The sequence below is a fragment of the Blastococcus sp. SYSU D00669 genome, from assembly GCF_054050715.1.
This window is the reverse complement of sequence record NZ_JBJGZV010000025.1, coordinates 35,804-61,384: the sequence shown is the minus strand read 5'-3', so window position 1 is coordinate 61,384 and position 25,581 is coordinate 35,804. Positions and strand designations below refer to the sequence as shown.

The 25,581-nt window shown below is 74.3% G+C and carries 31 protein-coding genes and 4 tRNA genes; 8 read left to right on the top strand and 27 right to left on the bottom strand.

What is annotated here, in order from left to right; genetic code table 11:
* Window positions 1–92: 92 nt before the first annotated feature.
* From ACI8AF_RS17830 to ACI8AF_RS17735, 20 genes are all read right to left on the bottom strand, one after another.
* On the bottom strand, window positions 93–698 hold the full coding sequence (locus ACI8AF_RS17830) for an adenine phosphoribosyltransferase (RefSeq protein ID WP_456541074.1): 606 nt from the start codon (window positions 696–698) through the stop codon (window positions 93–95).
* Entirely contained in the window at window positions 695–2,104 is a 1,410-nt protein-coding gene (gene secF / locus ACI8AF_RS17825; protein WP_456541073.1) for a protein translocase subunit SecF, read from the bottom strand. Before secF ends, ACI8AF_RS17830 begins: the two co-directional genes overlap by 4 nt.
* On the bottom strand, window positions 2,101–3,753 hold the full coding sequence (gene secD / locus ACI8AF_RS17820) for a protein translocase subunit SecD (RefSeq protein ID WP_456541072.1): 1,653 nt from the start codon (window positions 3,751–3,753) through the stop codon (window positions 2,101–2,103). Before secD ends, secF begins: the two co-directional genes overlap by 4 nt.
* A 14-nt stretch (window positions 3,754–3,767) precedes the next feature.
* A complete protein-coding gene (yajC, locus tag ACI8AF_RS17815; RefSeq protein WP_456541071.1) occupies window positions 3,768–4,103 on the bottom strand; it encodes a preprotein translocase subunit YajC in 336 nt (111 codons plus the stop codon).
* A gap of 153 nt (window positions 4,104–4,256) precedes the next feature.
* Window positions 4,257–5,381, bottom strand: coding sequence for a Holliday junction branch migration DNA helicase RuvB (ruvB, locus tag ACI8AF_RS17810; protein ID WP_456541070.1), 1,125 nt, complete (start codon window positions 5,379–5,381; stop codon window positions 4,257–4,259).
* Window positions 5,378–6,013 carry a Holliday junction branch migration protein RuvA gene (gene ruvA, locus ACI8AF_RS17805; protein ID WP_456541069.1) on the bottom strand — a complete coding sequence of 212 codons (636 nt, stop codon included), beginning with the start codon at window positions 6,011–6,013 and terminating at the stop codon, window positions 5,378–5,380. Before ruvA ends, ruvB begins: the two co-directional genes overlap by 4 nt.
* Window positions 6,010–6,576 carry a crossover junction endodeoxyribonuclease RuvC gene (ruvC, locus tag ACI8AF_RS17800; RefSeq protein ID WP_456541068.1) on the bottom strand — a complete coding sequence of 189 codons (567 nt, stop codon included), beginning with the start codon at window positions 6,574–6,576 and terminating at the stop codon, window positions 6,010–6,012. The genes ruvA and ruvC overlap by 4 nt, the downstream gene beginning before the upstream one ends.
* Before the next feature lie 90 nt (window positions 6,577–6,666).
* A complete protein-coding gene (locus ACI8AF_RS17795) occupies window positions 6,667–7,428 on the bottom strand; it encodes a YebC/PmpR family DNA-binding transcriptional regulator (protein ID WP_456541067.1) in 762 nt (253 codons plus the stop codon).
* Window positions 7,425–8,081 (bottom strand): pyridoxal 5'-phosphate synthase glutaminase subunit PdxT, encoded by a 657-nt coding sequence (gene pdxT, locus ACI8AF_RS17790; protein WP_456541066.1) that lies wholly within the window; start codon window positions 8,079–8,081, stop codon window positions 7,425–7,427. Before pdxT ends, ACI8AF_RS17795 begins: the two co-directional genes overlap by 4 nt.
* Window positions 8,082–8,152: 71 nt before the next feature.
* A complete protein-coding gene (gene pdxS / locus ACI8AF_RS17785; protein ID WP_456541065.1) occupies window positions 8,153–9,079 on the bottom strand; it encodes a pyridoxal 5'-phosphate synthase lyase subunit PdxS in 927 nt (308 codons plus the stop codon).
* Between the two features lie 42 nt (window positions 9,080–9,121).
* Window positions 9,122–9,673, bottom strand: coding sequence for a hypothetical protein (locus tag ACI8AF_RS17780; RefSeq protein ID WP_456541064.1), 552 nt, complete (start codon window positions 9,671–9,673; stop codon window positions 9,122–9,124).
* Between the two features lie 11 nt (window positions 9,674–9,684).
* Entirely contained in the window at window positions 9,685–10,890 is a 1,206-nt protein-coding gene (locus ACI8AF_RS17775; RefSeq protein ID WP_456541063.1) for a glycosyltransferase family 4 protein, read from the bottom strand.
* Window positions 10,890–11,846: a phosphatidylinositol mannoside acyltransferase gene (locus ACI8AF_RS17770; RefSeq protein ID WP_456541062.1), complete on the bottom strand. Its 957-nt coding sequence runs from the start codon at window positions 11,844–11,846 to the stop codon at window positions 10,890–10,892. Before ACI8AF_RS17770 ends, ACI8AF_RS17775 begins: the two co-directional genes overlap by 1 nt.
* A complete protein-coding gene (gene pgsA, locus ACI8AF_RS17765; protein WP_456541061.1) occupies window positions 11,843–12,490 on the bottom strand; it encodes a phosphatidylinositol phosphate synthase in 648 nt (215 codons plus the stop codon). Before pgsA ends, ACI8AF_RS17770 begins: the two co-directional genes overlap by 4 nt.
* 1 nt (window position 12,491) lies before the next feature.
* Window positions 12,492–13,064: an HIT family protein gene (locus tag ACI8AF_RS17760; protein ID WP_456541060.1), complete on the bottom strand. Its 573-nt coding sequence runs from the start codon at window positions 13,062–13,064 to the stop codon at window positions 12,492–12,494.
* Entirely contained in the window at window positions 13,061–15,091 is a 2,031-nt protein-coding gene (gene thrS / locus ACI8AF_RS17755; RefSeq protein ID WP_456541059.1) for a threonine--tRNA ligase, read from the bottom strand. Before thrS ends, ACI8AF_RS17760 begins: the two co-directional genes overlap by 4 nt.
* A gap of 104 nt (window positions 15,092–15,195) precedes the next feature.
* A complete protein-coding gene (locus ACI8AF_RS17750) occupies window positions 15,196–15,738 on the bottom strand; it encodes an MOSC N-terminal beta barrel domain-containing protein (protein ID WP_456541058.1) in 543 nt (180 codons plus the stop codon).
* Entirely contained in the window at window positions 15,738–16,127 is a 390-nt protein-coding gene (locus ACI8AF_RS17745; protein WP_456541057.1) for an HNH endonuclease, read from the bottom strand. Before ACI8AF_RS17745 ends, ACI8AF_RS17750 begins: the two co-directional genes overlap by 1 nt.
* Before the next feature lie 39 nt (window positions 16,128–16,166).
* The gene (locus tag ACI8AF_RS17740) at window positions 16,167–16,544 is read right to left on the bottom strand and encodes an ester cyclase (RefSeq protein ID WP_456541056.1); all 378 of its coding nucleotides are present in this window, start codon (window positions 16,542–16,544) and stop codon (window positions 16,167–16,169) included.
* Entirely contained in the window at window positions 16,541–16,879 is a 339-nt protein-coding gene (locus ACI8AF_RS17735) for a YnfA family protein (protein ID WP_456541055.1), read from the bottom strand. The genes ACI8AF_RS17740 and ACI8AF_RS17735 overlap by 4 nt, the downstream gene beginning before the upstream one ends.
* Window positions 16,880–16,994: 115 nt before the next feature.
* Between ACI8AF_RS17735 and ACI8AF_RS17730 the strand changes: the two genes are divergently transcribed.
* Window positions 16,995–17,576, top strand: coding sequence for a dihydrofolate reductase family protein (locus ACI8AF_RS17730; RefSeq protein ID WP_456541054.1), 582 nt, complete (start codon window positions 16,995–16,997; stop codon window positions 17,574–17,576).
* A gap of 78 nt (window positions 17,577–17,654) precedes the next feature.
* Here ACI8AF_RS17730 and ACI8AF_RS17725 read toward each other — a convergent pair.
* The 4 genes from ACI8AF_RS17725 to ACI8AF_RS17710 form a co-directional block, all read right to left on the bottom strand.
* Window positions 17,655–17,726, bottom strand: a tRNA-Val gene (locus ACI8AF_RS17725).
* 27 nt (window positions 17,727–17,753) lie between these two features.
* Window positions 17,754–18,068: a PGPGW domain-containing protein gene (locus tag ACI8AF_RS17720; protein ID WP_456541053.1), complete on the bottom strand. Its 315-nt coding sequence runs from the start codon at window positions 18,066–18,068 to the stop codon at window positions 17,754–17,756.
* A 170-nt stretch (window positions 18,069–18,238) separates the two neighbouring features.
* Entirely contained in the window at window positions 18,239–19,114 is an 876-nt protein-coding gene (locus ACI8AF_RS17715) for an anti-sigma factor (protein WP_456541052.1), read from the bottom strand.
* Window positions 19,111–19,755 (bottom strand): sigma-70 family RNA polymerase sigma factor, encoded by a 645-nt coding sequence (locus ACI8AF_RS17710; protein ID WP_456541051.1) that lies wholly within the window; start codon window positions 19,753–19,755, stop codon window positions 19,111–19,113. Before ACI8AF_RS17710 ends, ACI8AF_RS17715 begins: the two co-directional genes overlap by 4 nt.
* Window positions 19,756–19,887: 132 nt before the next feature.
* On the opposite strand from ACI8AF_RS17710, the gene ACI8AF_RS17705 reads away from it, so the two are divergent.
* The 4 genes from ACI8AF_RS17705 (at window position 19,888) to ACI8AF_RS17690 (ending at window position 20,742) form a co-directional block, all read left to right on the top strand.
* Window positions 19,888–20,343 carry an SsgA family sporulation/cell division regulator gene (locus ACI8AF_RS17705; protein WP_456541050.1) on the top strand — a complete coding sequence of 152 codons (456 nt, stop codon included), beginning with the start codon at window positions 19,888–19,890 and terminating at the stop codon, window positions 20,341–20,343.
* A gap of 85 nt (window positions 20,344–20,428) precedes the next feature.
* A tRNA-Gly gene (locus tag ACI8AF_RS17700) sits at window positions 20,429–20,501 on the top strand.
* Between the two features lie 41 nt (window positions 20,502–20,542).
* Window positions 20,543–20,613 (top strand) — tRNA-Cys (locus ACI8AF_RS17695).
* A gap of 57 nt (window positions 20,614–20,670) precedes the next feature.
* A tRNA-Val gene (locus tag ACI8AF_RS17690) sits at window positions 20,671–20,742 on the top strand.
* 114 nt (window positions 20,743–20,856) lie between these two features.
* Here ACI8AF_RS17690 and coaE read toward each other — a convergent pair.
* Complete coding sequence (gene coaE / locus ACI8AF_RS17685; RefSeq protein WP_456541049.1) at window positions 20,857–21,453, bottom strand: dephospho-CoA kinase; 597 nt, start codon at window positions 21,451–21,453, stop codon at window positions 20,857–20,859.
* A 140-nt stretch (window positions 21,454–21,593) separates the two neighbouring features.
* On the opposite strand from coaE, the gene ACI8AF_RS17680 reads away from it, so the two are divergent.
* Entirely contained in the window at window positions 21,594–21,860 is a 267-nt protein-coding gene (locus ACI8AF_RS17680; RefSeq protein WP_456541048.1) for a hypothetical protein, read from the top strand.
* A gap of 161 nt (window positions 21,861–22,021) precedes the next feature.
* Here the strand turns inward: ACI8AF_RS17680 and rpsA are convergent, their stop codons facing one another.
* Window positions 22,022–23,485, bottom strand: a complete 1,464-nt coding sequence (rpsA, locus tag ACI8AF_RS17675; protein WP_456541047.1) for a 30S ribosomal protein S1 — start codon at window positions 23,483–23,485, stop codon at window positions 22,022–22,024.
* A gap of 218 nt (window positions 23,486–23,703) precedes the next feature.
* Here rpsA and ACI8AF_RS17670 point away from each other — a divergent pair, with 218 nt between their 5' ends.
* Window positions 23,704–24,558 (top strand): class I SAM-dependent methyltransferase, encoded by an 855-nt coding sequence (locus tag ACI8AF_RS17670; protein ID WP_456541046.1) that lies wholly within the window; start codon window positions 23,704–23,706, stop codon window positions 24,556–24,558.
* A 119-nt stretch (window positions 24,559–24,677) separates the two neighbouring features.
* On the opposite strand, the gene ACI8AF_RS17665 is transcribed toward ACI8AF_RS17670, so the two are convergent.
* Entirely contained in the window at window positions 24,678–24,998 is a 321-nt protein-coding gene (locus tag ACI8AF_RS17665) for a GNAT family N-acetyltransferase (RefSeq protein WP_456541045.1), read from the bottom strand.
* A gap of 139 nt (window positions 24,999–25,137) precedes the next feature.
* On the opposite strand from ACI8AF_RS17665, the gene ACI8AF_RS17660 reads away from it, so the two are divergent.
* Window positions 25,138–25,575 (top strand): DUF7144 family membrane protein, encoded by a 438-nt coding sequence (locus ACI8AF_RS17660; protein ID WP_456541044.1) that lies wholly within the window; start codon window positions 25,138–25,140, stop codon window positions 25,573–25,575.
* Window positions 25,576–25,581: the final 6 nt, after the last annotated feature.

Here is a 25,581-nt window from a genome sequence, read left to right as displayed (position 1 = left end):
GGCGACTCCTGCGGGTTCGAGGAGGAGGGGACCCTCCCCATGCTAGCCGGGCGACACGCCGGAGGCGCCGCTGCGGGCAGCGGGTCCCCCTCCTAGGTGGTCCAGAGGGAATGGACGGCGTGCGGGGCGATCCGCTCACGGCCTCCGAGGGCGGCGAGCTCGATGACGACGGAAACCGCGGTCACCACCCCGCCCAGCTGCTCCAGCAGCGCGATGGCCGCCCCGAGCGTCCCGCCGGTGGCCAGGACGTCGTCGACGAGCAGGACGCGCTGCCCCGGTGTGATCGCGTCGGTGTGCAGCTCGAGCGTCGCGGTGCCGTACTCCAGGTCGTAGTCGGCGGCCACCCGCTCGCGCGGCAGCTTGCCGGCCTTGCGGATCGGCACGACGCCGACGCCGGCGTCGAGCGCCACCGCCGCGGCGAGCAGGAAGCCCCGGGCCTCGACGCCGGCCACCACGTCGAAGCCGGGGTCGCCGGGGTCGGCACCGACGGCGGCGGCCGCCCGGGGGTCGGCCAGCGCCGGGGTGGCGAGGCCGTCGACCATGCGGCGGAACGCCACCGGGTCGGCGAACACCGGCGTCAGGTCGCGGAAGACGACGCCCGGGCTCGGGAAGTCCGGGACGTCGACGGCCAGCCCGGCGATGAGGACGTCGAGCGGTTCCCCACCGGCCGGGGCGGCGTCCACCGCTCCCGCGCTCACCGGCGCTTCTTGGCGCCGGCCCTGCGGTTCCCCGGCCGCTGCGGACGGGCGCCCGGCCGCGGCGCGGCGGTGGCGCCGCTGCCCGGGTCGGGGCGCACCGACGACGGCGACTCGACGACGACGTCGGCCTCCACCCGCTCCGGCAGCGCCTCGTCCCGCTCGGCGACGGCGACCGACGAGCGCCGCGCCTCGGCCCGAGCCGCCCCGCCGGCCCGGCGGGCGCTGGCCACCTGTCCCCTGCCGCCGGCCGCGCGCGCCTCGGCCTGCCGGGCCGCGGCCGAGCGCCGGGCGAGCACCCGCTTGCGCAGCGCCTGCACCTCCGGCTCGCGCGCCTTGAGGTCGGCGGCGATCGGCGTGGCCAGGAAGATCGAGGAGTAGGCACCGGCGGCCAGACCCACGAAGAGCACCAGCGCGAGGTCCTTGAGCGTGCCGACGCCCAGCAGGCCGGCGCCGACGAACAGCAGGCCGGCGACCGGCAGCAGCGCGATCACCGAGGTGTTGATCGAGCGCATGAGGGTCTGGTTGACCGCGAGGTTGGCCGCCTCGCCCCACGTCATGCGGGCGCTCTGCGCCAGCCCCTTGGTGTTCTCGTCGACCTTGTCGAAGACGACGACGGTGTCGTACAGCGAGAAGCCGAGGATGGTCAGCAGGCCGATCACCGTCGACGGGGTGACCTCGAACCCGATGAGCGCGTACACGCCGGCGGTGACCACCAGGTCGTGCAGCAGCGCCACGATCGCGGCGATCGCCAGCTTCGGCTGGAAGCGGACGGCGAGGAACAGCACGACCGCGACGAGGAACACCGCCAGCGCGATGAGCGCCTGCTGGGTGATGTCCTGGCCCCAGGCGGCGCTGACCGACTGCGGGCTGACCTCGCCGGGTGAGACCCCGGCGGCGTCGGCCACCGCGTCGACGACCGCGCTCTCCTCGTCGTTGGTCAGCTGGCCGGTGCGCAGCAGGATCTCGTTGCCGCCCACGACCTGGGCGCTGGCCACCTCGGCGCCGGTGTCCTCGGCGGCGGTCTGCACGGCCTCGAGCTGCTCCGCGGAGGCGGGCACCCGGAAGCTGTTGCCGCCGGCGAACTCGATGCCGAAGTTGAAGCCGCGGAAGACCATCGCGGCGATGCAGACCAGCACCACCACGGCGGTGATCTGGTAGATCAGCTTGCTCTTGCCGACGACGTCGAGACCGGCCTCGCCGTTGTAGAGGCGGTGGGTCAGCGACGCCCGGCGGGCCGGGCGCCGGCGCCGGCCGCCGTCCTCCTCGTGCGGCAGACCCGCCTCGTCGAGGGCCTCGTCGTCGGCGGCACCGGCCGCGTCGTCGGCGGCCGACGACGCGTCGGCCGTCTCGTCGGCGTCGGTGCCGAGCGGCAGCTCGCGCTCCTCGACGTCCCGGTCGCGGCTCATGCCTTGCTCCTGTCCCGGGCGCCGGACCCGGCGCCCACCAGCTCCCGCTCGGCCGGCGCGGACGGCCGGGCCGCCCGCCGCGACCGGTCCACCTGGCCCAGGCCGCTGAACCGGCTGCTCCCGAACGACTTGAAGCGCGCCAGCACCGCCAGCAGCGGGTGGGTGAAGAGGAAGACGATGATCAGGTCGAGGACCGTGGAGAGGCCCAGCGTGAACGCGAAGCCCTTCACGTCGCCGATCGCCAGCACGTAGAGGATCGCGGCGGCGAGGAAGCTCACGGCGTCGGCCGAGAGGATCGTGCGCCGCGCCCGGGTCCACGCCCGCGGCACGGCCGAGCGCAGGCTGCGGCCCTCGCGGATCTCGTCCTTGAGGCGTTCGAAGTAGACGACGAACGAGTCGGCGGTGATGCCGATCGACACGATGAAGCCGGCGATGCCGGCCAGGCTCAGCGTGAAGCCGATCTCCCGGCCCAGCAGGACCAGGCTCGCGTAGACGACGACCGCGGAGAGCCCGAGGCTGGCGATCATCACCAGGCCGAGCAGGCGGTAGTAGACCAGCGCGTAGACGAAGACCAGCACGATGCCGATGCCGCCGGCGATGAACCCGGCCTGCAGCTGCTCCTCGCCCAGCTCGGTGGAGATCGACTGGGCGGTGGCCTGGGTGAAGGTCAGCGGCAGCGCGCCGTACTTGAGCTGGTTGGCCAGCTCCTCGGCGCTCTGCTGGTCGAAGTCACCGGTGATCGTCGTCTGGCCGTTGATCGCGCCCTGGATGGTGGGCGCCGACACGACCAGGCCGTCGAGGGTGAACGCGACCTGGTTGCCGACGTTGGCGGCCGTGTAGGTCGCCCAGGTGGTGCGGCCCTCGGACTGGAAGTCGAGCAGCACGACCCAGGCGCCGGTGGCCTGCTGGGTGCCGGCGCTGGCGTCGGCGATCTCGGTGCCCTCGATGATCGTGGGGCCGAGCAGGTACTTGGTGCTGCCGTCGGTGCTGCAGGTCGCCACGTAGTCGTCGGACCGGCTGATCTCGCCGGTCGGGTTGGTGGTGTCGCAGGTCAGGGTCGCGTACTCGGCGGCCGCCTCCTCCTGCGTGACCGCCGGGCGGTCGGGGTCGAGGGACGGGTCCTCGACCGCGCCGTCGGGCGACGCCGCCGCGCTGTCCGACGTGGGCGTGGCCGGCGTGCTCGAGGACGCCGCCGCGGTGCTGTCGGTGGGCGCCGCCGGGTCCGTGGCGGTGGCGCCGTCGGTGGGCGTGGCGCTGTCCGTCGTCGCCGGCGTGGCGGCGTCCTGCTGGACCACCGGGCGGAAGCGCAGCTGCGCCGTCGCGCCCAGCTCGCGGGCCTGCTCGCCGTCGTCACCCGGGACGGAGATGACGATGTTGGAGTCGCCCTCGGTGACCACCTCGGCCTCGGCGACGCCGAGGCCGTTCACCCGCTGCTCGATGATCTGGCGGGCGAGCTCCAGGTCGGCCTGGTCGGGTGCCTGGCCGTCGGGGGTGCGCGCGGTCAGCGTCACCGTCGTCCCGCCGCGCAGGTCGAGGCCCAGCTGCGGCGTGCGGGTGTCGCCGGCGAAGAAGATCAGGCTGTACATCCCGGCGATGATCACCAGGAGGGCGGCGAAGTAGCGCCGCGCCGGGAGCTGTCGGTTGGCCACGGGAGACCTCCGGGTCAGCGCGTGCCGTCGGCGCCGTTGTCGTCGGCGGGACGCTCCGGCTCGACGGTGGTGCCCGGGACCTCCCCGGCGGGCTTGCGCACCTCGAGGACGGCCTGCTGGACGAACGTGACGACGACCCCGGGTGCGATCTCGAGGTCGACGGTGGTGTCGCCCTTGCTGACCACGGTCCCGTGCAGCCCGCTGGTGGTCATCACCGGGGTACCGGGTGCGAGCGAGTCCCGCATCGCCTGCTGCTGGGCCTGCATGCGCTTGCGCTGCCGCGCGGGCAGCACGAACAGCAGGACCGCCGCCAGGGCGAGCAGGATGAGCGGGAAGTACTGCTCCAACACGAAGAGGGCCTCTCTACCGCGCAGCGTTCCGCGGTGGGTGCGCCCCCGCTGCCGGGGACGCTCGGGTACGTCCGTCTGTGGCGCCGACCCGGCGTGACCGGGCAGGACGCGCGCGGCCGCGGCCGGACGGGTTGCGCGCCAGCGCAAAGCAGTCTAGGCGTCGAACAGCGTCTCTGACGACGACCCTGGTACCTGTGGGACCCCTGGGAGGGAGCCCAGGATCCCGCCCCCCCTCGGCACCTGGTGTCCCAGGTGCCGCCACGCCGCCTCGGTGGCCACCCGTCCGCGCGGGGTGCGGGCGAGCAGCCCCGCGCGCACGAGGAACGGCTCGCACACCTCCTCGACGGTGTGCGGCTCCTCCCCCACGGCCACGGCCAGCGTGGCCACGCCGACCGGGCCGCCGCCGAACTTGGTCACCAGCGCGTCGAGCACCTCGCGGTCCAGCCGGTCGAGCCCGAGCTCGTCGACGTCGTAGAGCGCCAGCGCGGCGCGGGCGACCTCGCGGGTGACCCGGCCGTCGGCCTTGACCTCGGCGAAGTCGCGGACCCGGCGCAGCAGCCGGTTGGCGATGCGCGGTGTGCCGCGCGAGCGCCGGGCGATCTCGGCCGACCCCTCGTCGGTGAGCTCCACGCCGAGCAGGTCGGCGCTGCGGGCGAGCACCCGCTGCAGCTCCTCCGGCTCGTAGAACTCCATCTGCCCGACGAACCCGAACCGGTCGCGCAGCGGCCCGGTGAGCAGGCCGGCGCGGGTGGTCGCCCCGACGAGCGTGAACGGGTTGATCTCCAGCGGGATCGCGGTGGCGCCGGGCCCCTTGCCGACGACGACGTCGACGCGGAAGTCCTCCATCGCCATGTAGAGCAGCTCTTCGGCGGGGCGCGCGATCCGGTGGATCTCGTCGATGAACAGCACGTCGCCCGGGCCGAGGTTGGACAGCATCGCCGCCAGGTCCCCCGAGCGCTCGATCGCCGGGCCGCTGGTGATCTTCACCGAGGTGCCGAGCTCCGAGCCGATGATCAGCGCGAGGCTGGTCTTGCCCAGCCCGGGCGGACCGGACAGCAGCACGTGGTCCGGCGGCCGGCCGCGCCGCTTGGCGCCCTCGAGGACGAGGTCGAGCTGGCGGGCCACCTTGGGCTGGCCGATGAAGTCGGCCAGCGAGTGCGGCCGCAGCGCCGACTCGACCACCCGCTCCTCGTCGCCGGCGGCCGCGGACACCGAGAAGTCCCGGCCGTAGCCGTCCGCGAGCTCGGCCGACATCGGGATGTCGAACGGGTTGCTCACGATCGGCCCAGCATCTGCAGGGCCTGCCGCAGCAGGACCGCGACCTGGATGCCGCCGTTGGCGGCCTGCTCCTCGGCGACCGGCTCGAGCGCGCTCACCGCGGAGTCGGCCTCGCGGCCGGACCAACCCAGCCCGACCAGGGCCGCCGACAGCTGGTCGCGCCACGGGGCCACGGGCGTGACCGGGGGCAGGCCCGCGGGTACCGGTCCGTCGAGCTGGGTGTCGCTGGTCGTCGCGCCGAGCCGGTCGCGCAGCTCCAGCACCAGGCGCTCGGCGCCCTTCTTGCCGATGCCGGGCACCTGCATGAGCGCCTTGAGGTCGCCCATCGACACCGCGCGGCGCACCTCCCCCGGCGGGTGGATGGCCAGCACCGCCTGGGCGAGCCGCGGGCCGACGCCGTTGGCGGTCTGCAGCAGCTCGAACAGCTGGCGCTCGTCGTCGTCGGCGAAGCCGTAGAGGGTCAGCGAGTCCTCGCGGACGACGAGGCTGGTCGACAGCCGCGCCTGCTCCCCCACCTGCAGCCGGGCGATGGTGCCCGGCGTGCACTGCACCGCCAGGCCGACCCCGCCGACCTCGACGACGGCGCCGTCCGGCGACACCGCGGCGACCCGGCCGCTCACGCTGGCGATCACCGCGACACCCCCTGCCAGCGCGGCAGCGTGCGCGGCGCCATCGACGCGCCGAGCCCGCCGGCCAGGGCCGCCGTCCGGAGCCGGTTCTGCGCCGGGCCGCGCCAGACGTGGCAGACCGCCAGCGCGAGCGCGTCGGCGGCGTCGGCGGGCTTCGGCGCCGCCGGGAGCCCGAGGACCCGGGTGACCATGAGGGTGACCTGCTCCTTGTCCGCCCGGCCGTTGCCGGAGATCGCGGCCTTGACCTCGCTGGGGGTGTGCCAGGCGACCGGCCGGTCGGCCTGCGCGGCGGCCAGCGCCGCGACCCCGGCGGCCTGCGCGGTGCCCGTCGCCGTCCCCTTGTTGTTCTGGGTGAAGACCCGCTCGATGGCCACGACGTCGGGCCGGTGCTCGCGCAGCAGCGCGGTGACCTGGGTGTGCAGCTCCAGCAGCCGCAGCTCCAGGTCGAGCTCGGCGGAGCTGCGGATCACGCCGACGCCGACCGCGCTCGGGCGGGCGCCGGGGCGGCCGTCGACGATGCCCCACCCGCACCGGGTGAGGCCGGGGTCGATGCCCAGGACCCGCATGCTGGCGCCTCCCACCGTGAGCCGAACGGGTGTTCGACCCAGGCTAACCGTCCCGCACGACGCCCCCGGCGCGCAACACGCCCGGCGGGTTCAGCCGACCTTCTCGAGGACCTCGTCGCTCACGTCGTAGTTGGCGTAGACGTTCTGCACGTCGTCGCAGTCCTCGAGGGCGTCGATGAGGCGGAACACCTTGCCGGCGCCGTCCTCGTCGAGCTCGATCGTCGTGCTGGGCACGAACCCGGCCTCGGCGGAGTCGTAGTCGATCCCGGCGTCCTGCAGCGCGGTGCGGACGGCGACCAGGTCGGTCGGCTCGCTGATCACCTCGAAGGTGTCGCCGAGGTCGCGGACCTCCTCGGCGCCGGCGTCGAGGACGGCCAGGAGCACCGAGTCCTCGTCGGTCGCGCCGCTCTCCTGCGCCTTGGGCACCACGACGACGCCCTTGCGGGAGAACAGGTAGGACACCGAGCCGGGGTCGGCCATCGAGCCGCCGTTGCGGGTCATCGCGGTGCGCACCTCGGAGGCGGCCCGGTTGCGGTTGTCGGTGAGGCACTCGATGAGGACCGCGACGCCGCCGGCGGCGTAGCCCTCGTACATGATCGTCTGCCAGTCGGCGCCGCCGCCCTCGGCGCCGGACCCGCGCTTGACCGCGCGGTCGATGTTGTCGTTGGGGACCGAGGACTTCTTCGCCTTCTGGATGGCGTCGTAGAGCGTCGGGTTGCCCGCCGGGTCACCGCCGCCGGTGCGCGCCGCGACCTCGACGTTCTTGATGAGCTTGGCGAAGAGCTTGCCGCGCTTGGCGTCGATCGCGGCCTTCTTGTGCTTCGTCGTCGCCCACTTGGAGTGGCCGCTCACGAGTCCTCCTCTGCACGCCCGGCCCCGATCTGGTCGGCCAGGTTCTGTCGCACCAGGTCCACGAACAGCGCGTGCACCCGGCGGTCCCCGGTCAGCTCGGGGTGGAAGCTGGTGGCCACCAGGTTCCCCTGGCGGACGGCGACGATCCTACCGTCGGCCGGCCCGCCCTCGACCCGGCCGAGCACCTCCACCCGCTCGCCGGCCTCCTCGACCCAGGGTGCACGGATGAACACCGCGTGCACCGGGCCGCCGGTCAGCCCCGCGACGACGACGTCGGACTCGAAGCTGTCGACCTGCCGGCCGAAGGCGTTGCGGCGCACGGTCACGTCCAGCCCGCCGATGGTCGGCTGGCCCGGCGGGGCGTCGAGGAGCCGGTCGGCCAGCAGGATCATCCCTGCGCACGAGCCGTAGACGGGCAGCCCGCCGGCCACCGCCGCGCGCAGCGGCCCGAGCAGCCCGAACCGGTCGGCCAGCTTGGCGATGGTGGTGGACTCGCCGCCCGGCAGCACCAGCCCGTCGACGGCGGCGAGCTCCTCCGGACGCCGGACCGGCACCGCCTCCGCGCCCTGGGCCCGCACCGCGGCGAGGTGCTCGCGGACGTCGCCCTGCAGCGCCAGCACCCCGACGCGCGGGGCCCGGTCCGCCGTGATCATGGCGCCCCGACCACCGATCCGGCCGTGCGGGTGGTCACGACGCCATGATCGCGGGGAGAGACCGGTGGCGGTCACCAGCCGCGGGTGGCGTACCGCTCGGCCTCGGGCAGCGTGGTGACGTTGATGCCCACCATCGGCTCGCCCAGGCCGCGGGACACCTTGGCGATCACGTCCGGGTCGTCGAAGAACGTGGTGGCCTGCACGATCGCGGCGGCGCGCCGCGCGGGGTCGCCGGACTTGAAGATGCCCGAGCCGACGAAGACGCCCTCGGCGCCGAGCTGCATCATCATCGCCGCGTCGGCCGGGGTGGCGATGCCGCCGGCGGTGAAGAGCACGACCGGCAGCTTCCCGAGCCGGGCGACCCCGGCCACCAGCGGGTACGGCGCGCGCAGCTCCTTGGCCGCGACGTAGAGCTCGGTCTCGTCGAGCGTGCCCAGCCGGCGGATGCCCGCCCGGATCGCCCGCATGTGCCGGGTGGCCTCGACGACGTTGCCGGTGCCGGCCTCGCCCTTGGAGCGGATCATCGCCGCGCCCTCGGCGATCCGCCGCAGCGCCTCGCCCAGGTCGGTGGCGCCGCAGACGAACGGCACGGTGAACCCGTGCTTGGCGATGTGGTGCTCCTCGTCGGCGGGCGTGAGCACCTCGGACTCGTCGACGTAGTCCACGCCGAGGGCCTGCAGCACCTGCGCCTCGACGAAGTGGCCGATCCGGGCCTTGGCCATCACCGGGATCGAGACCGCGTCGATGATCCCGGCGATCATGTCGGGGTCGCTCATCCGCGCGATGCCGCCCTGGGCGCGGATGTCGGCCGGCACCCGCTCCAGCGCCATGACGGCGACGGCGCCGGCGTCCTCGGCGATCCGCGCCTGCTCGGGGGTGACGACGTCCATGATGACGCCGCCCTTGAGCTGCTCGGCCATCCCGCGCTTGACCAGGTCGGTGCCGGTCGAGGGGGTGGTGTGGGGGGTGCCCTCAGGAGCGGGCTCGTGCGTCGCCACGGGATGCTGCCTCGGATCGTCGGGGATCTTGACCTGGAGATCCTACGGCCGCTCGGTCCCCCGGTCGGCGGCCGCCGGCCCGCGCAGCTCCTCGGCCACCTCGTCGTCGATGTCGAAGAAGCGCGGCAGCGGGCGGCGGGCGTGCAGCCGCATCAACCGGGCGAACCGGCGCCGGCGCAGCTCACGGGTGTCGCGGACGGCGTCGTTGTAGAAGCGCCGGGCCAGCTGCACCCGGGTGCCGGTGCCGACGAGGTCGGCCACCAGGGCGGTGGGGACGGCGAGGTCGGTGGGCAGCTCGCGCAGCTCGCGGCCGAGGGCGTTCTCGGCCAGCTCCCGGTCGCCGGCCTGCGGTGCGCGGACGCCGGCGGCCGCGGCGGCCAGCCGGGCGGCGGTCGGCTCCCCCACGGCGGCGGCGTGGTCGCGGGCGAGCTCGTCGGCCAGCCCCGCGCGCCGCTGCAGCTGGGTGTCCAGCGCCGTCCACGCCCGCTCCACCCGGGCCTCCAGCCGGCGCAGGCGGGTCAGCGTCCACGTCGTCCACACCAGCAGGAGCACGACGACGACGGCGCCGACGATCAGCCAGGCCCCGGTCGTCACGGGGCGTCACGCTATCGCCGCACCCGGATGCGGCGGGACCACCCGTCCCCCACTGCCGGCTGCGGCAGCCCGGGGAGGTCGTGGTCGGCCGCCGTCACCTCGCCGCCGGGGACGGCGACGGTCTCGTAGACGGCGAGGATCCGCTGGGCGAGGACCGACCAGTCGTAGCCGGCCGCGACCTGCTGCCCGTGCGCCGAGAGCCGCGCCCGACGGTCGGGGTCGGTGATCAGCTCGTCCAGCGCCCCCGCCAGCGCCGCCGCGTCGCCCCGGCGGACCAGCACCCCGGCGGCGCCGTCGTCGAGCACCTTGGCGAAGGCGTCGAGGTCGCTGGCGACGATCGGCGCGCCCGCGGCCAGCGCCTCGATGAGGATCACGCCGAAGGACTCGCCGAGCAGGTTCGGGGCGCAGTAGACGTCGACCGAGCGCAGGAACGCCGCCTTGTCCTGCTCGCTCAGCTCGCCCAGCAGGGCCACGTGCGCCCGCAGGTCGTCTCCGACCAGCTCCTGCAGCTCGTCGGGGTCGCCGCGGCCGGCGATCAGCAGCCGCGCCCCGGGGTGGCGGCGGACGACGGTCCGCATCGCCTCGAGCAGGACCGGCAGGCCCTTGCGGGGCTCGTCGTAGCGACCGAGGAAGCCGATCGTCGGGCCGTCGACGCCGCGGGTGTGCCTGGGCAGCCCGGGGCCGTCGGCGAAGGCGGCCACGTGCACCCCGTTCGGGATGATCACCGCGTCGCCGCCGAGGTGCTCGACCTGCACCCGGCGGGCGAAGTCGGAGACGGCGATGCGGCCGGTGATCTTCTCCAGCCAGGGCCGCACGATCGGCCCCCAGGCGGCCAGCCACTTCGAGCGCACCGTGGCCGCGTGGAAGGTGGCGACGATGGGGCCCTCGGCCATCATGCAGACGAGCAGGCCGATCGACGGCGGTGCCGGGTCGTGCACGTGGACCACGTCGAAGTGGCCGTCGCGCAGCCAGCGCCGCACCCGGGCGGCCGACACGGGTCCGAACTGGACGCTGGCCATCGAGCCGTTGTACGGGATCGGCACGGTGCGGCCGGCGAAGGTCAGCCAGGGCTCGGTCAGCGACTCCTCGCGCTCGGCGGGGGTGAGCACCTCCACGTGGTGGCCGAGGCCGCGCAGGGTCTCGGCCAGGTCGCGCACGTGGTACTGGACGCCGCCCGGCACGTCCCACTGGTAGGGGCACACCAGGCCGATGCGCATCAGGACGCCCCTCTCCTCGGGGTCGTGCGCGGCGGGTCTCGGGGCACATCGGACCAGATCCGGCCCAGCATGTGCCAGTCCTCCGGCTGCGCGGCGATCGACCGGGTGAACGCGTCGGCGACGCCCTGCATCGCCCCGGTGACGCGGTCCTTGAGCCGGCCGCCGCCGTCGACCGGCACCTCCGGCTGGATGCACAGCCGCCAGCCGTCGTCGGTGAACTGGCAGACCACCGGGTGCAGCGCGGCACCGGTCTGCGCGGCCAGCACCGCCGGGCCGCCGGGCATCGTGGCCCGCCGACCGAAGAACTGCACCGGCACCCCGCCGCTGCCCAGGTCGCGATCGACGAGCAGGCAGACCGACCCGCCGTCGGCGACCCACTCGCGCAGCACCGTCGAGCTCGGCCGCGGGCCGCCGGTGAGCGGGACGACCCGCATGCCGAGGGCCTCGCGGTACTCGAGGAAGCGCCGGTACACCGACTCGGGCTTCAGCCGTTCGGCGACGGTCATGAACGGCCCGCCGAGGAAGTGGACGAGCCACACGCCGGCGGCGTCCCAGTTCCCGCTGTGCGGCAGGGCCAGGACCATCGGCCGACCGGAATCGCGGCCCTTCTCCAGGTGCTCGATCCCGTAGCCGCTGGTCCCCCGGACGATCCGCGCGGGGTCCGTGACCGGCAGCCGGAACGCCTCGCGCCAGTACCTCGCGTAGGAGCGCACCGCCCGCTCGGTCAGCTCGTCGAGCTCGGCCTCGGTCAGGGTGCCGCCGGTGGCCACCCGGAGGTTCGCCCGCAGCTGCCGGGTCCCGGCACCGTCCCGGCGGCCCGCCCAGCCGCCCACGGCGTCGAACGCCCGGCGCGCCACCCCCTCGGGGAGCAGCTTGACCGCGCCCCACCCCGCCGCGTAGCCGGCGTCGGTGAGCCCGGCGCCGGCGCGGGCGCGCAGCCCGCGATCGTCGCTCACGGCGCCGGTGCGGCCGGGGGGGCCGGCTCCGAGCTGGGCAGCGGCCGGCCGCGGGCGGCGCGGTGCACGGCGACGAACCGCTGCCCGACGGTGATCGCGCTGCCCACCAGCAGGATCCAGAGCGCCACGTGCAGGGCGTAGGGCACGCCCAGCCCGGTCAGGCCGGCGCCGGTGAGCACCAGGATCAGCCGCTCGGTGCGCTCGACGATGCCGACGTCGGCGGAGAGCCCGACCCCCTCGGCGCGGGCCTTGACGTAGGAGGTCAGGACGCCGAGCACCAGGCACACGAGGGACAGCAGGACCAGCAGCCGGTTGTCGCCGGGCCCGGCGAACCACCAGGCGAGCGAGGCGAAGATGGCGGCGTCGGAGGCGCGGTCGCCGGTGGAGTCGAGCACCGCGCCGAACAGCGACCCGCCGCCGCGCGCGCGGGCCAGCGCGCCGTCGAGCATGTCGAGCAGCACCAGCAGCGTGACGACGAAGGCGCCCCAGAACAGGTGCCCGGTGCCGAGCAGGAACACCGAGGCGGCGATCGAGCCCAGGGTGCCGGTGACCGTCACCGCGTCGGGGGTCACGCCCGCGCGCGCCAGCCGGGTCACCACGGGTGCGAGCACCCGGGCCACCGCGGGGCGCGCGCCGCCGAGCACGTCAGGCCTCCCCGGCCGGCGCGTGGTCGGCCCAGGCCGCGGCCAGCAGGGCGCGGGTCTCGGTGAGCACCTGCGGCAGCACCCGGGTGAGCCCGACCACCGGCATGAAGTTGGTGTCGCCGCCCCACCGCGGCACCGCGTGCTGGTGCAGGTGGTCGGCGATGCCCGCGCCGGCGATGTGCCCCTGGTTCATCCCGATGTTGAACCCGTGGGCGCCGCTGATCGCGCGGATGGTCCGCATCGCCGTCTGGGTGAAGGCGCCCAGCTCGGCGACCTCGTCGGTGGTGAGGTCGGTGTAGTCGGGCACGTGGCGGTACGGGACCACCATCAGGTGCCCGGCGTTGTAGGGGTACAGGTTGAGGACGGCGAACACCGTCTCCCCCCGCGCGACGACCAGCCCCTCCTCGTCGCCCATCTTCGGGATGAGGCAGAACGGGCAGTCGTGGTCGCCGGTCGGCTTGCCCTCGCCGCGGATGTAGGCCATCCGGTACGGCGTCCACAGGTGCTCGAACACCGACGTCGGGCCGCCGTCGTCGTTCGGGACGGGCACGGCGACGCTCTCCCGCTCGCTCACACCGGGACCTCGGCATTCGGGTCGGCGTTGTGCCGGGCGCCGACCCAGTTCGCCACGTGCTCGACCGCGGCGGCGATCGGGACGCCGTTGCGCTGGCTGCCGTCGCGGTAACGGAAGGAGACCGCGCCCGCCTCGGCGTCGGTGGCACCGGCGATGAGCACGAACGGCACCTTCTGCTTGCTCGCCGTCCGGATCTTCTTCTGCATGCGGTCGTCGGAGTCGTCGATCTCCACCCGCAGGCCCCGCTCCCGCAGCCGCAGGGCGACGTCCTGCAGGTACCCGACCTGGTCGTCGGTGACCGGGATGCCGACCACCTGCACCGGTGCCAGCCACGCCGGGAAGGCGCCGGCGTAGTGCTCGGTGAGCACGCCGAAGAACCGCTCGATCGACCCGAACTTGGCCGAGTGGATCATCACCGGCTGCTGGTGGCTGCCGTCGGCGGCGGTGAACTCCAGGCCGAAGCCGGCCGGCTGGTTGAAGTCGTACTGGATGGTCGACATCTGCCAGGTGCGGCCGATGGCGTCACGGGCCTGGACCGAGATCTTCGGCCCGTAGAAGGCCGCGCCGCCCGGGTCGGGCACGAGCTCCAGGCCGGTCTCCTCGGCCGCCTCCTCGAGCACGGCGGTGGCCTTGGCCCAGTCCGCCTCGGAACCGACGAACTTCGACTGCTTGGCCGGGTCGTCGCCGCGCGTGGACAGCTCCAGGTAGTAGTCGTCGAGGCCGAAGTCGCGCAGCAGGCCGAGCACGAAGTGCAGCAGGTGGCGGATCTCGCCGGGCGCCTGCTCGGGGGTGACGTAGCTGTGCGAGTCGTCCTGCGTCAGGCCGCGCACCCGGGTCAGGCCGTGCACGACGCCGGACTTCTCGTAGCGGTACACCGAGCCGAACTCGAAGAACCGCAGCGGCAGCTCGCGGTAGGACCGCCCGCGCGACCGGTAGATCAGGTTGTGCATCGGGCAGTTCATGGCCTTGAGGTAGTACTGCGCGTTCTCCAGCTCCATCGGCGGGAACATGGTGTCGGCGTAGTACGGCAGGTGGCCCGACAGCTCGAAGACGTGCGCCTTGGTGATGTGCGGCGTCCCGACGTAGGAGAAGCCCTCCTCGATGTGCCGCCGGCGGACGTAGTCCTCCATCTCCCGCTTGACCACCCCGCCCTTGGGGTGGAACACCGCCAGGCCGGAGCCGATCTCGTCGGGGAAGCTGAACAGGTCCAGCTCGGCGCCCAGGCGCCGGTGGTCGCGCCGCTCGGCCTCGGCCAGCTGCTCGAGGTAGGCCTTGTGCGCCTCCCGGCTCTCCCACGCCGTCCCGTAGATGCGCTGCAGCTGCGGGTTCTTCTCGCTGCCCCGCCAGTAGGCGGCGGCGGAGCGGGTGAGGGAGAAGGCCGGGATGTTGTTCGTGCGCGGCAGGTGCGGGCCGCGGCAGAGGTCGGTCCAGAGGCGGTCGCCGGTGCGCGCGTCGAGGTTGTCGTACATCGTCAGCTGGCCGCCGCCGACCTCGACGCTCGCGCCCTCGGCGTCGTCGTTCCCGCCACCCTTGAGGTCGATGAGCTCGAGCTTGTACGGCTCGTGCGCCAGCTCGGCCTTGGCCTCGGCGTCGCTGATCTCCCGGCGGTAGAACCGCTGCCCGGCCCGGACGATCTCGGTCATCTTCTTCTCGAGGGCCTGCAGGTCCTCGGGCGTGAAGGGCCGCTCGGGGTCGAAGTCGTAGTAGAAGCCGTTCTCGACCGGCGGGCCGATGCCCAGCCGCGTGCCGGGGAACAGCTCCTGCACCGCCTGGGCGAGCACGTGCGCCGTCGAGTGCCGGATGACCGCGCGCCCCTCGGGGCTGGCGGCCGGCACGGGCTCCACCTCGGCGTCGGCGTCGGGCGCCCAGGCGAGGTCCTTGAGGTCGCCGGAGGCCAGGTCGCGGACGACGACGGCGCCGTCCGGGCCCTTGAGCGCGACGCCGGCCTCCTTGAGCGCGTCGGCCGCGGTGGTCCCGGCCGGCACCCGGATCGGGGCGAGCGCGGCGGGGGTGGGTGCGGCAGGCACGAGGAGCTCCCAGGGTCGGTCGGTGCGCCCGCGCCGGTCGGGCGGGCACCCCTGAGGTTAGTGCCCGCCGCCGTGGACCCCGGCGGAATACGCCGACCCGCGCCTCAGGGCAGCAGCTGCACCGGGTCGCCGGGGCGCACCCGCCCGGGCGTGCGCACCTCGGCGTAGACGCCGAGGCAGTGCTTCGGCGTCCGGGTCACCTGGAGCTCGACCTCGCCGACGCGCACCGTCCGGCCCACCCAGCCGCGTTCGTCCTCGCCCTCGGGCAGGTCGAGCAGCAGGTTGGCCCGCGGGTCGGCGGCCGAGCAGCCCTCGGGGACGTCGCCGGCGGCCGCGCGGTCGATCGCGGCCCGGCTGACCAGGTGCACCGCGGCGGCGTCGACCTGCGGTGACCCGGCCCGCTCCAACCGGACCGGGCGGCCGAGGACCTGGGTGAGGGCGACCGTGTCGGCCTCGTCGTCCCCGGTGGCGACGACCTCGGCCATCTCGGGGGTGCTCTTGACGGTGACCCGCTCCCCCGTCGTCGCGTCGACGACGGCCCGGGCCCGGTCACCGGCCAGCCCGCCGGGGCCGATCTCGGCCTCGGGCACGGTGCGGCCGCCGAGGCTCTTCACCGGGTAGACGGACACCTGCAGAACCGAGCCCACTACGCGACCGTACGTCCGGCCCCCCGGCGGCGCAGCCGCCGCAGCTGGGACTCCAGGTAGGGCCGTGCCCGGCGCTGGCCACCGGTGCGGGCGATCGCGACCTCCAGTGCCGTCAGCGTGCGCACCAGGCGCGGCTCGTCGGGCGCCCAGCCCCGCCGCTCGCACTCGGTCAACCAGTCCGCCGGGGTGCGGTGCCCGCGGTCGGCGTTGCACCGCCGGCAGGCGGCGACCTCGTTCTCCAACCACGACGGGCCGCCCTTCACCCGCGGGACGACGTGCTCGGTGGTGGGCCGCACCAGCGGCCCGAAGGCCCGGCCGCACCAGACGCAGGTGGGGCCGTCCCGCTCGAGGATCGCGTCGAGCCGGTCGGCGCGGTCGAGCTGGGGCACTCCCCCATGGTGCGCCCGCCGGCCGCCCCGCGCCGCCGGTCAGGGCAGCAGGCCGAGCTGGCGCATCCGGCGGAGGGTGTCCTCCAGCCCCCACGCCTCGACGATCCGGCCGTCGTCCACCCGGAAGAAGTAGACCTCGTCGATCCGGCGGAACCGCCGCCCCGTCGGGGCGTGACCGAGCCACGGCCCGGTGTGTGTCCCGGAGCACCGGAAGCGCCCGACCACCCGGTCGCCGTCGACCAGGACGGTGACCACCTCCATCCGGACGTCGGAGAACGACGCCAGGAATGGCTCGACCCACCGCCGCATCCGGGCCGCCGCCTCCGGCGCGAACAGCTCGTCGAGGGCGGCGAGGTCTCCGCCGCCGATCACCTCACCGGCGAAGCGGCGCACCAGGTCCCGGGGGTCGGTGGTCACCCGTCGACCCGCGGCGCGTACATGATCACCAGTACGCCGACGAGGCAGAGACCGGCGCCGAGCAGGTCCCAGCGGTCGGGGCGGTAGCCGTCGGCCACGGCACCCCAGGCGAGGCTCCCGGCCACGAAGACCCCGCCGTACGCGGCGAGCACGCGGCCGAAGTGCGGATCGGGCTGCAGGGTCGCCACGAGGCCGTAGCCGCCGAGCGCCAGGAAGCCGCCGGCGACCCACAGCCAGCCGCGGTGCTCGCGGATGCCCTGCCAGACCAGCCAGGCCCCGCCGATCTCCGCGACCGCCGCGACGGCGAACAGGACGAGGGACCGCAGCACCGTCACGCGGCGATCATGCCCCGCGGACGGCGGCCGGCCGGACGATGAGTTGCCGGACCGGCGCAGGTCGGACCGTCCAGGACCACCGAGGAACCGACGTGCGCGCACCCGGAGGGGACGCATGGCCAAGCTCATCTGCTCGATGATCACCTCGCTCGACGGCTACGCCGAGGCGGCCGAGGGCGACCTCGGCAAGGGGGCCGAGGACCCGGAGGTGCACACCCTCATCGGGGACGTCTTCCGCCACATCGGCACGTTCCTCTACGGCCGGCGCATGTACGAGACGATGGTCTTCTGGGAGACGGCGCAGATGGTCTTCTGGGAGACGGTGCACGAGGGGCCCGGCGTGCCGCCGCACATCCTGGAGTACTCGCGCGACTGGCGGGCCGCCGACGAGGTCGTCTACTCCACGACGCCGGAGTCGGTGGCGAGCGAGCGGACCAGGATCGAGCGGACCTTCGACCCGGAGGCGGTGCGCCGGCTCAAGGAGGAGTCCGAGCACGACCTCAGCATCGACGGCCCCACCCTCGCCGCCCAGGCGATCGCCGCGCGCCTGGTGGACGAGTACCACCTCTTCACGACGACGAGCGCGGTCGGCGGCGGCAAGCGGTTCTTCCCCGACGGCATGCGCCTCGACCTCGAACTGGTCGAGCAGCGCGCCTTCGCCACCGGGCTGATCTACGCGCACTACCGGACCCCCTGAGCCCCACCGGTCCGCGGGCCCCGGGCACGACGAAGGGCCAGGCCCCCGTCCCGGGGTTCACCTGGCCCTTCCGCGCGGTGGGCGATACTGGGTTCGAACCAGTGACCTCTTCGGTGTGAACGAAGCGCTCTACCACTGAGCCAATCGCCCGCGTCGGCTACGAGTATAGGCAGCCGGTCAGCGCCACAGCGGCACCCACCCCGGGACCCAGTCCGGGACGCCGAGGACGTGCAGCACGACGACCACGACGCCGTACACGAACGCCGCCGTGGCCAGCGCGATCAGCAGCCGCACCCAGACCGGCTGGGCGGTGACCCAGTCGGTCCAGCGCTTGACGTGCTTCTTGGTGAACTCCAGCAGCCGCTCGGCCCAGGTGAACTCGGTGGCGAGCACGAACAGGCCGGCGATCACGGTGAGCCAGCCGGGCCCGGGCAGCGGGATGGTGGCCAGGCCGACGGCGACGATGAGGCCGCCGACGACGCCGACCACCACCCGGTAGGTGTGGTTGGTCGTGCGGCGGGCGGCGAGCCGGCGGCGCCAGCCGGTGTCGCGAACCCGCTCGCGCAGGCTGCGGTGCTCGTCGGCGTCGTAGCGGGCGCGCCGCTGCTCGTCTGTCTCCCGCTCGGGCGGCTGCTGCGGCGCCCGCGCGGTGTCCGGTGCGCTCAGCTGGTCACCTCACCCGTCGCGACGACCTCCGACGGGGTCGCCGGAGCGTGGCGGCCGGGCTCGATGCTGACGGCGTAGCCGGTGTAGTCGTCGAGCCCGATCCGGTCGGAGCCTACGGTCCGCAGGTCCATCTGCGACCGTACGACGTCGAAGGTGCCCAGGGGGACCGGATCGCCGTCCCCCATCCCCCAGACGACGTAGATCTGCGACGCGGTGTCGTTCATGCCCAGCCCCTGGGTGACCACCTGGAGCTGCCCGTCGCGGGCGACGACCGTGGCGACCACGGTGTCCTCGTGGCTGAGCGGCGCGATCGTCGCCTGCCCGGGTCGGAGCAGCGACTGCATGATCTCCGACTGCTCGGCCACGGTGCTCTCCGCGCGGTCCCGCGCGTCGCCGAGGACGACGGTCCAGGTGCCGAGCGCGAGCAGCGCGGCGACGACGGCCGCCACGAGCGCCGAGGGCAGCAGCCGGCGCCACTGCGACCGCTGCGGGGCGGTTCCGGGCCGGCCATGCTCGTAGAGGGGGAAACCGCTCGCCTGGCGCGGCGGCTCGTGATCGGCCGCGACCTCGGCGAGCGGGGCGAGGTCGTCGGCGGGCGGGCGGTCCTCGTCGGCCGGCCGGACCTGCTCGGTCCGCTGCACCGCCGCCCGCAGCCGGTCGCCCAGCTCGGCCGACGGCTCGGCCGGCGGCAGGTCGGTGGCCAGCGCGGCCATGACGTCGGAGGTCTCGGCGACGGTGCGGGCGCAGCGGGCGCAGTCGGGCAGGTGCAGGCTGAAGGCCGCCTCGTCCTCGGGCTCGAGCGCGTGCAGCGCCCAGCCCACGGCGAGCTCGTCGTAGAGCGCGTGGTCACCCGCGCGGTGCGCGCCGCTCACCGGGTCGTCCCGTCCACCGGGGCGGCGCCGCCGAGGGCACCACCGAGCGACGGCCCGCCGGTCGCGCCGCCGAGCTCCTCCTTGAGCCGGCGCATCCCGGCCAGCATGCGGGTCTTCACGGTGCCGAGCGGGGCGCCGGTCAGCGCGGCGACCTCGCGCTGGGTGTAGCCGCCGTAGTACGCGAGGGTGAGCGCCTCGCGCTGGGCCGCGGGTAGGACGCCCAGCGCCACCCGCACGCGCTCGGCGACGACCCGGTTCCACGCCTCGTCCTCGACGTCGCGGGTGGCGGTGGGCGCGCTCAGCGCGAGCTCGTCCTCGGCCCGCGCCTGCCGGCGCCGCTGGGACTCCTCGCGGCGGACGGCGTCCACGGCCTTGTGGTGCACCATCGCCAGCAGCCAGGATGCGAAGCTGCCGCGCGACCGGTCGAAGGCGCCGGGGTCGCGCCACACGGTGAGGAAGACGTCCTGCAGCACGTCCTCGGCGAGGGTGTCGTCGCCGAGGATGCGGCGGGCCAGCGCGAACGCCGGGCGGCGGAACCGGGCGTACAGGTCGTCGACCGCCCCCCGGTCACCCGCCCGGATCCGGCGGACGAGTGCGGCGTCGGCCGGGTCCTCCGCCGAGCGCCGTTCCGGACGGCTCACGGCTCCTATCGTCACACGTTCCCTTCGGCCCCATCAGGGATTCCGGTTCGGTGCCCGTGGGGCGGATGTGACTCGTGGGGCGAGTCGGGTATCAGGACGTCACCAAGCGGGCACCACCTCGTTGTGAAGAACATGGCGCGCCGCTCCTCCTCCCGCTACTCCTCCCCGCTCACGCTGCAGCTCATCGGTCCCCGGTCGTGGACCGAGGTCCCCGCGCTGCTCGTCTACGACGCCGCGGACCCGTTCGCCGTCCGGATCACCTTCGGCGACACCGGCAGCGGGGCCGGCGAGGAGGACGGCGTCACCTGGCTCGTGGGCCGCGAGCTGCTGCGGGCGGGCCTCGACCGCCCGGCCGGCGACGGCGACGTCCGGCTGTGGCCGGCCTCGGCCACGGCCGACGTGCTGTTCCTGCACCTGCGGGCGCCGTCGGGCGAGGCGCTGTTCGAGCTCTCCCGCGCGACCCTCACGGCCTTCCTCCGCGAGACCGAGGCGCTCGTGCCGTCCGGGTCCGAGGCCGCCGCCCTCGACATCGACCAGGAGCTCATGGCCCTGCTCTCCAACGGCGGCGCCGATCCGACAGGCCGCTGACCTGGGAGAACGCGCGTCCGAGACACCCGGCCGACCCCCCCTGCGCCACACCCCCGCGGCGGCCGTGTAAAGTTCTCGACGCAACGCGGACGTGGCTCAGTTGGTAGAGCATCACCTTGCCAAGGTGAGGGTCGCGGGTTCGAATCCCGTCGTCCGCTCGGAACCTCGGGCGCCGGTCGCAAGACCGGTGCCCGTGTGCGGTGGAGTGGCCGAGAGGCGAGGCAACGGCCTGCAAAGCCGTCTACACGGGTTCAAATCCCGTCTCCACCTCGTCGTCTCCCTCGCGGAGCACGAGCGCGGAGGAGGGTCCGGCCGCCAGGCCGGCTCGGGCGATTGGCGCAGTGGTAGCGCGCTACCTTGACACGGTAGAGGTCACTGGTTCGAACCCAGTATCGCCCACACGATCAGCGAGGCCCCGGGTCACCGACCCGGGGCCTCCTGCGTTCCCGGGGTCGGGGCGGCGGGGCACCCCCACCCGAGCGGCACGACGACGGCGCGCGTCTTCCGCGCAGGTCAGCCGAGGCGCGGGGCCACGTGCTCGGCCCAGAAGCGGTCGACCTGCGCGGCCAGCTCGTCGCGGCTGCCGCTGTTGTCCAGGACGACGTCGGCCACCGCCCGGCGCTGCTCGTCGGTCGCCTGCGCGGCGATCCGGGCCCGGGCGTCGGCCTCGGGCAGGCCGCGCTGCACGATCCGCGCCACCCGGGTGTCCAGGTCGGCCTCCACCACGAGGACGAGGTCGTAGCGGCCCGCCTGGCCGGTCTCGACCAGCAGGGGGATGTCGTGGACCAGGACGGCGTCCGGCGGGGCCGCAGCGGCCAGCTCGGCGGCCCGGGCGCGCACCAGCGGGTGCACGATGCCGTCCAGCCGGGCGCGGGCCTCCGGGTCGGCGAACACCACCGCCGCCAGTGCCGGCCGGTCGAGGCCGCCGTCCGGGCCGAGCACCCGGTCCCCGAACGCATCCACGACGGCCGCCAGGCCGGGCGTGCCGGGCTCGACGACCTCCCGGGCGATCCGGTCGGCGTCGACGACCACCGCGCCGCGAGCGGCCAGCAGGGCCGACACCGTGCTCTTGCCCGATCCGATCCCGCCGGTCAGCCCGATGTTCAGCACCGGGCGAACCTATCCGGCGTCAGATCACGGAACGGCAACACCCGGAACTCGCGCCCGGCGCGTCGCACCAGTCACACGAGTTCCCACCCATAACGTCCGCCTCGGCGCTCTTCCCCCGCCGAGAGAGGCAGAACCAGAACATGTCCCGTCCCATGCAGGCCCGTCCCTCGACCCCGTCCGCCGGCCGTGGCCCCGGTCGCCACCGGATCGAGCGCGCCGGCGGGGTGCGCGTCACCGACCTGCCGGCCGTCCGCGAGCGGCTGCAGACCGAACGCGGCGCCCAGCAGCGCAACGCCTTCCTGCGGTGGCTGCTGCCCACCGTCCCGTCCGGGCGGCACACCTGGAACTTCCTCGCCATGTCCGGCGGCCGGCCGCGCACGGCGTTCGCGATCATCCTCTCCCTGTAGGAGGACCACCCTCCTCCCCACGCCTCGCACATCCGGCGCGGGCCCCTGGAGGGTGGCCGTTCCAGCACCTCACCGACTCGCCGGCCGGGGAACGACAGAGGCCCGGAACCCCTGGGGGTTCCGGGCCTCTGCTCGTCTGCGCGGGTCAGACCGTCAGACGGTCACTCCCCGCCGGCCAGCTTGGCGCGCAGCGCGGCGAGCGCCTCGTCGCTGGCCAGCGTGCCGCCGCTGGTGTCGCTCGCCGCGGTGTCGCCACCGCTGGAGTAGTTGCCACCGGCCGCGGCCTCGGCGTCGGCCTCCTTGGCCGCCGCGATCTGCTTGCGGTGCGCCTCGTACCGGGCCTGGGCCTCCGCGTACTGCCGCTCCCAGGTCTCGCGGGCCTCGTCGTAGCCCTCGAGCCACTCGCCGGTCTCCGGGTCGAAGCCCTCGGGGTAGATGTAGTTGCCCTGCTCGTCGTACGAGGCGGCCATGCCGTAGGCGGCCGGGTCGAACACGTCCTCGTCGCCGACGACGCCCTCGTTGGCCTGCTTGAGCGACAGCGAGATGCGCCGGCGGTCGAGGTCGATGTCGATGACCTTGACCAGGATCTCGTCGCCGACCTGGACGACCTGCTCCGGGATCTCCACGTGGCGCTCGGCCAGCTCGGAGATGTGGACCAGGCCCTCGATGCCCTCGTCGACGCGGACGAACGCACCGAAGGGCACCAGCTTGGTGACCTTGCCGGGGACGACCTGGCCGATCTGGTGCGTGCGGGCGAACTGGCGCCACGGGTCCTCCTGCGTCGCCTTCAGCGACAGGGAGACCCGCTCGCGGTCGAGGTCGACGTCGAGGACCTCGACGGTGACCTCCTGGCCCACCTCGACGACCTCGGACGGGTGGTCGATGTGCTTCCAGGACAGCTCGGAGACGTGCACCAGGCCGTCGACGCCGCCGAGGTCGACGAACGCGCCGAAGTTGACGATCGAGGAGACGACGCCGGTGCGCACCTGGCCCTTGGCGAGCTTGTTGAGGAACTCGCTGCGGACCTCGGACTGGGTCTGCTCCAGCCACTGGCGGCGGGAGAGGACGACGTTGTTGCGGTTCTTGTCGAGCTCGATGATCTTGGCCTCGAGCTCGCGGCCCACGTAGGGCTGCAGGTCGCGGACGCGGCGCATCTCGACCAGCGAGGCGGGGAGGAACCCGCGCAGGCCGATGTCGAGGATCAGACCGCCCTTGACGACCTCGATGACGGTGCCGGTGACGACCTCGTCGGCTTCCTTCTTGGCCTCGATCGTGCCCCAGGCGCGCTCGTACTGGGCGCGCTTCTTGGACAGGATCAGGCGGCCTTCCTTGTCCTCCTTCTGGAGGACGAGAGCTTCCACCTCGTCGCCGACCTTGACGACCTCGTTGGGGTCGACGTCGTGCTTGATGGACAGCTCGCGCGAGGGGATGACGCCCTCGGTCTTGTAGCCGATGTCCAGCAGCACCTCGTCCCGGTCGACCTTGACGATCACGCCTTCGACGATGTCTCCGTCGTTGAAGTACTTGATGGTCTGGTCGATCGCGGCGAGGAAGTCCTCTGCGGTGCCGATGTCGTTGACCGCGATCTGGGGGGTGCTGGAAGGACGGACCTGGGTGGAGGTCATGTGGTCGAGTGCTCCGGACGGTTTGCTCGTAGGGACGGGACGACCCGCGGCCGGTCGGCCGCGGGAAGAGCGGGGAGAGCCGGCGGGCGCCGTTCCCCTTGACCGGGGCACAACGCTGACAGACCTCAAGCGCATTCCCATCGTACGGACGGAAGCTGGGGTCGGTCCACCTGGGTCGTGGCGGCCGGCGGCCCCGCGGGGTGCGACCCTGGCAGGCCATGAGCGCTCCCCCGCCACCCGATGACGAGCTGCCCCTCGGTACCGACGGGTACCCGGCGGCCAGCGGTGTGGCGCGTCGCCCGGCCGGGACGGCGGAGTCGGTCCGCGCCAACCGCCGCTGGTGGGACGCCGCGGCGCCCGCCTACCTCGCTGAGCACGGCCGCGACCTGGGCGACGTCGACTTCCTCTGGTGCCCCGAGGGGCTGCGCGAGGGCGAGGCGCACCTGCTGGGGGACGTCACCGGCCGGCGGGTGCTGGAGATCGGCTGCGGGTCGGCGCCCTGCTCGCGGTGGCTGCTGCAGGCCGGCGCCTCGCCCATCGCCCTCGACCTGTCGGCCGGCATGCTGCGCCGGGCGGCGGCGCTCAACCTGGCGACCGGCCTCGCCGTGCCGCTCCTGCAGGCCGACGCCGGCGCGCTGCCGCTGGCCGACGCGAGCGTCGACCTCGCCTGCTCCGCGTTCGGCGGCCTGCCGTTCGTCGCCGACGTCGAGGGCGCGCTGCGGGAGGTCGCCCGCGTGCTGCGCCCGGGCGGGCGGTTCGTCGCCTCGGTCAACCACCCGCTGCGCTGGCCGCTGCCCGACTCCCCCGATCCCGACGACCTGCGGGTCATCGGCTCCTACTTCGACCGCACGCCCTACGTCGAGACCGATGACGCGGGCCGCACCGTGTACGTCGAGCACCACCGGACCGTCGGCGACTGGGTGCGGGCCGTCGTCGGCGCCGGCCTGGCGCTCACCGACCTGCTCGAGCCGGAGTGGACGCCTGGCCGCACCCAGGTCTGGGGTCAGTGGTCCCCCGCCCGGGGCGCGCTCGTGCCGGGGACGCTCGTCCTCGTCTGCACGAGACCCGCCTGAGCCCCCGGGGCCCCACCGGGGATCGCCGTCGCGCCCGTCGCAGGTGGGCTCCTCGTCCGGATCGAGCGTCCTCGTCGGGATCGAGCGCGGAGGCGCCGGGCAGCACGTGCCCGGAGCCGTCATCGTCCGGTGGGCTGCACCCCCGACGGCGTGAGCGCCGAGGTCCGCCCCCGCCAGAGCTGCCGGCCGCGGGCGGCGTGGAGGGCCGCGCCGTCGTCGGTGGCCGACAGCGCCCCGAGGTCGTAGGCGGAGCGGACCACGTCCTCCAGCGCCGACATCACCGCCGAGGCGACGCCGCGCCGGCGGACGTCGGCGGCGACCGCTACGGCCTCGACGTAGCCGGCCCGCAGGGCGCGGTCCCGGTGGAGCAGCCGCCGCCGGACGGCGGCGTCCGGCCCCGGTGCAGGGGCCCGCGCCGAGCCAGCGAGGCGGGGGGGCACCGGGGTCCTTCAGCAGTGCCACCATGCCGCCATCGTCGCCGGATCATCCGCCCCGAGTGACGCGGGCCGGCCGGTCCGGGGCGGACGCTGCCCGGCACCGGCGCGACCGCGCCCGGCACCGGACCGGCGAGGAGGGACCATGGCGCACACGCCAGCAACCGCCGACCGCAGCACGTCCCAGCCGTCCCGCGAGCCCACCCGCTGGGTCGGCCTGGTGGTCTTCGCCGGGGTGATGATGGCGATGCTGGGGTTCTTCCAGGCCATCGCGGGCCTCGCGGCGATCGTCAACGACGACTACTACCAGACGGCGCCCGACCGGCTGGTGCTGGTGGACGACTACACCACCTGGGGCTGGATCCACCTGCTGCTCGGCATCGTCATCTTCCTCGCCGGCGTCGGCGTGATGAGCGGCAACGCGGTCGCCCGCGCCGTCGGGGTCGTGCTCGCGGTGCTCAGCGCGGTGTCGGCCCTGGCCTTCAGCCCCGCCCAGCCGGTGTGGGCGGCGATCGTGGTGGCCGTCGACGTCCTGGTCATCTACGCGCTGACCGTGCACGGCGGGGAGATGGAGCGGGTCTGACCGCCT

Excerpts from the sequence above, each read along its gene's own strand:
- ACI8AF_RS17670 (WP_456541046.1), top strand. The coding sequence starts at position 23,704 with ATGAGCGCTCCCCCGCCACCCGATGACGAGCTGCCCCTCGGTACCGAC.
- ruvC (WP_456541068.1), bottom strand. The coding sequence starts at position 6,576 with ATGCGGGTCCTGGGCATCGACCCCGGCCTCACCCGGTGCGGGTGGGGC.
- ACI8AF_RS17730 (WP_456541054.1), top strand. The coding sequence starts at position 16,995 with ATGGCCAAGCTCATCTGCTCGATGATCACCTCGCTCGACGGCTACGCC.
- ACI8AF_RS17775 (WP_456541063.1), bottom strand. The coding sequence starts at position 10,890 with ATGCGCATCGGCCTGGTGTGCCCCTACCAGTGGGACGTGCCGGGCGGC.
- ACI8AF_RS17680 (WP_456541048.1), top strand. The coding sequence starts at position 21,594 with ATGTCCCGTCCCATGCAGGCCCGTCCCTCGACCCCGTCCGCCGGCCGT.
- ACI8AF_RS17705 (WP_456541050.1), top strand. The coding sequence starts at position 19,888 with ATGGCGCGCCGCTCCTCCTCCCGCTACTCCTCCCCGCTCACGCTGCAG.
- rpsA (WP_456541047.1), bottom strand. The coding sequence starts at position 23,485 with ATGACCTCCACCCAGGTCCGTCCTTCCAGCACCCCCCAGATCGCGGTC.
- secF (WP_456541073.1), bottom strand. The coding sequence starts at position 2,104 with ATGAGCCGCGACCGGGACGTCGAGGAGCGCGAGCTGCCGCTCGGCACC.
- ACI8AF_RS17660 (WP_456541044.1), top strand. The coding sequence starts at position 25,138 with ATGGCGCACACGCCAGCAACCGCCGACCGCAGCACGTCCCAGCCGTCC.
- pdxT (WP_456541066.1), bottom strand. The coding sequence starts at position 8,081 with ATGATCACGGCGGACCGGGCCCCGCGCGTCGGGGTGCTGGCGCTGCAG.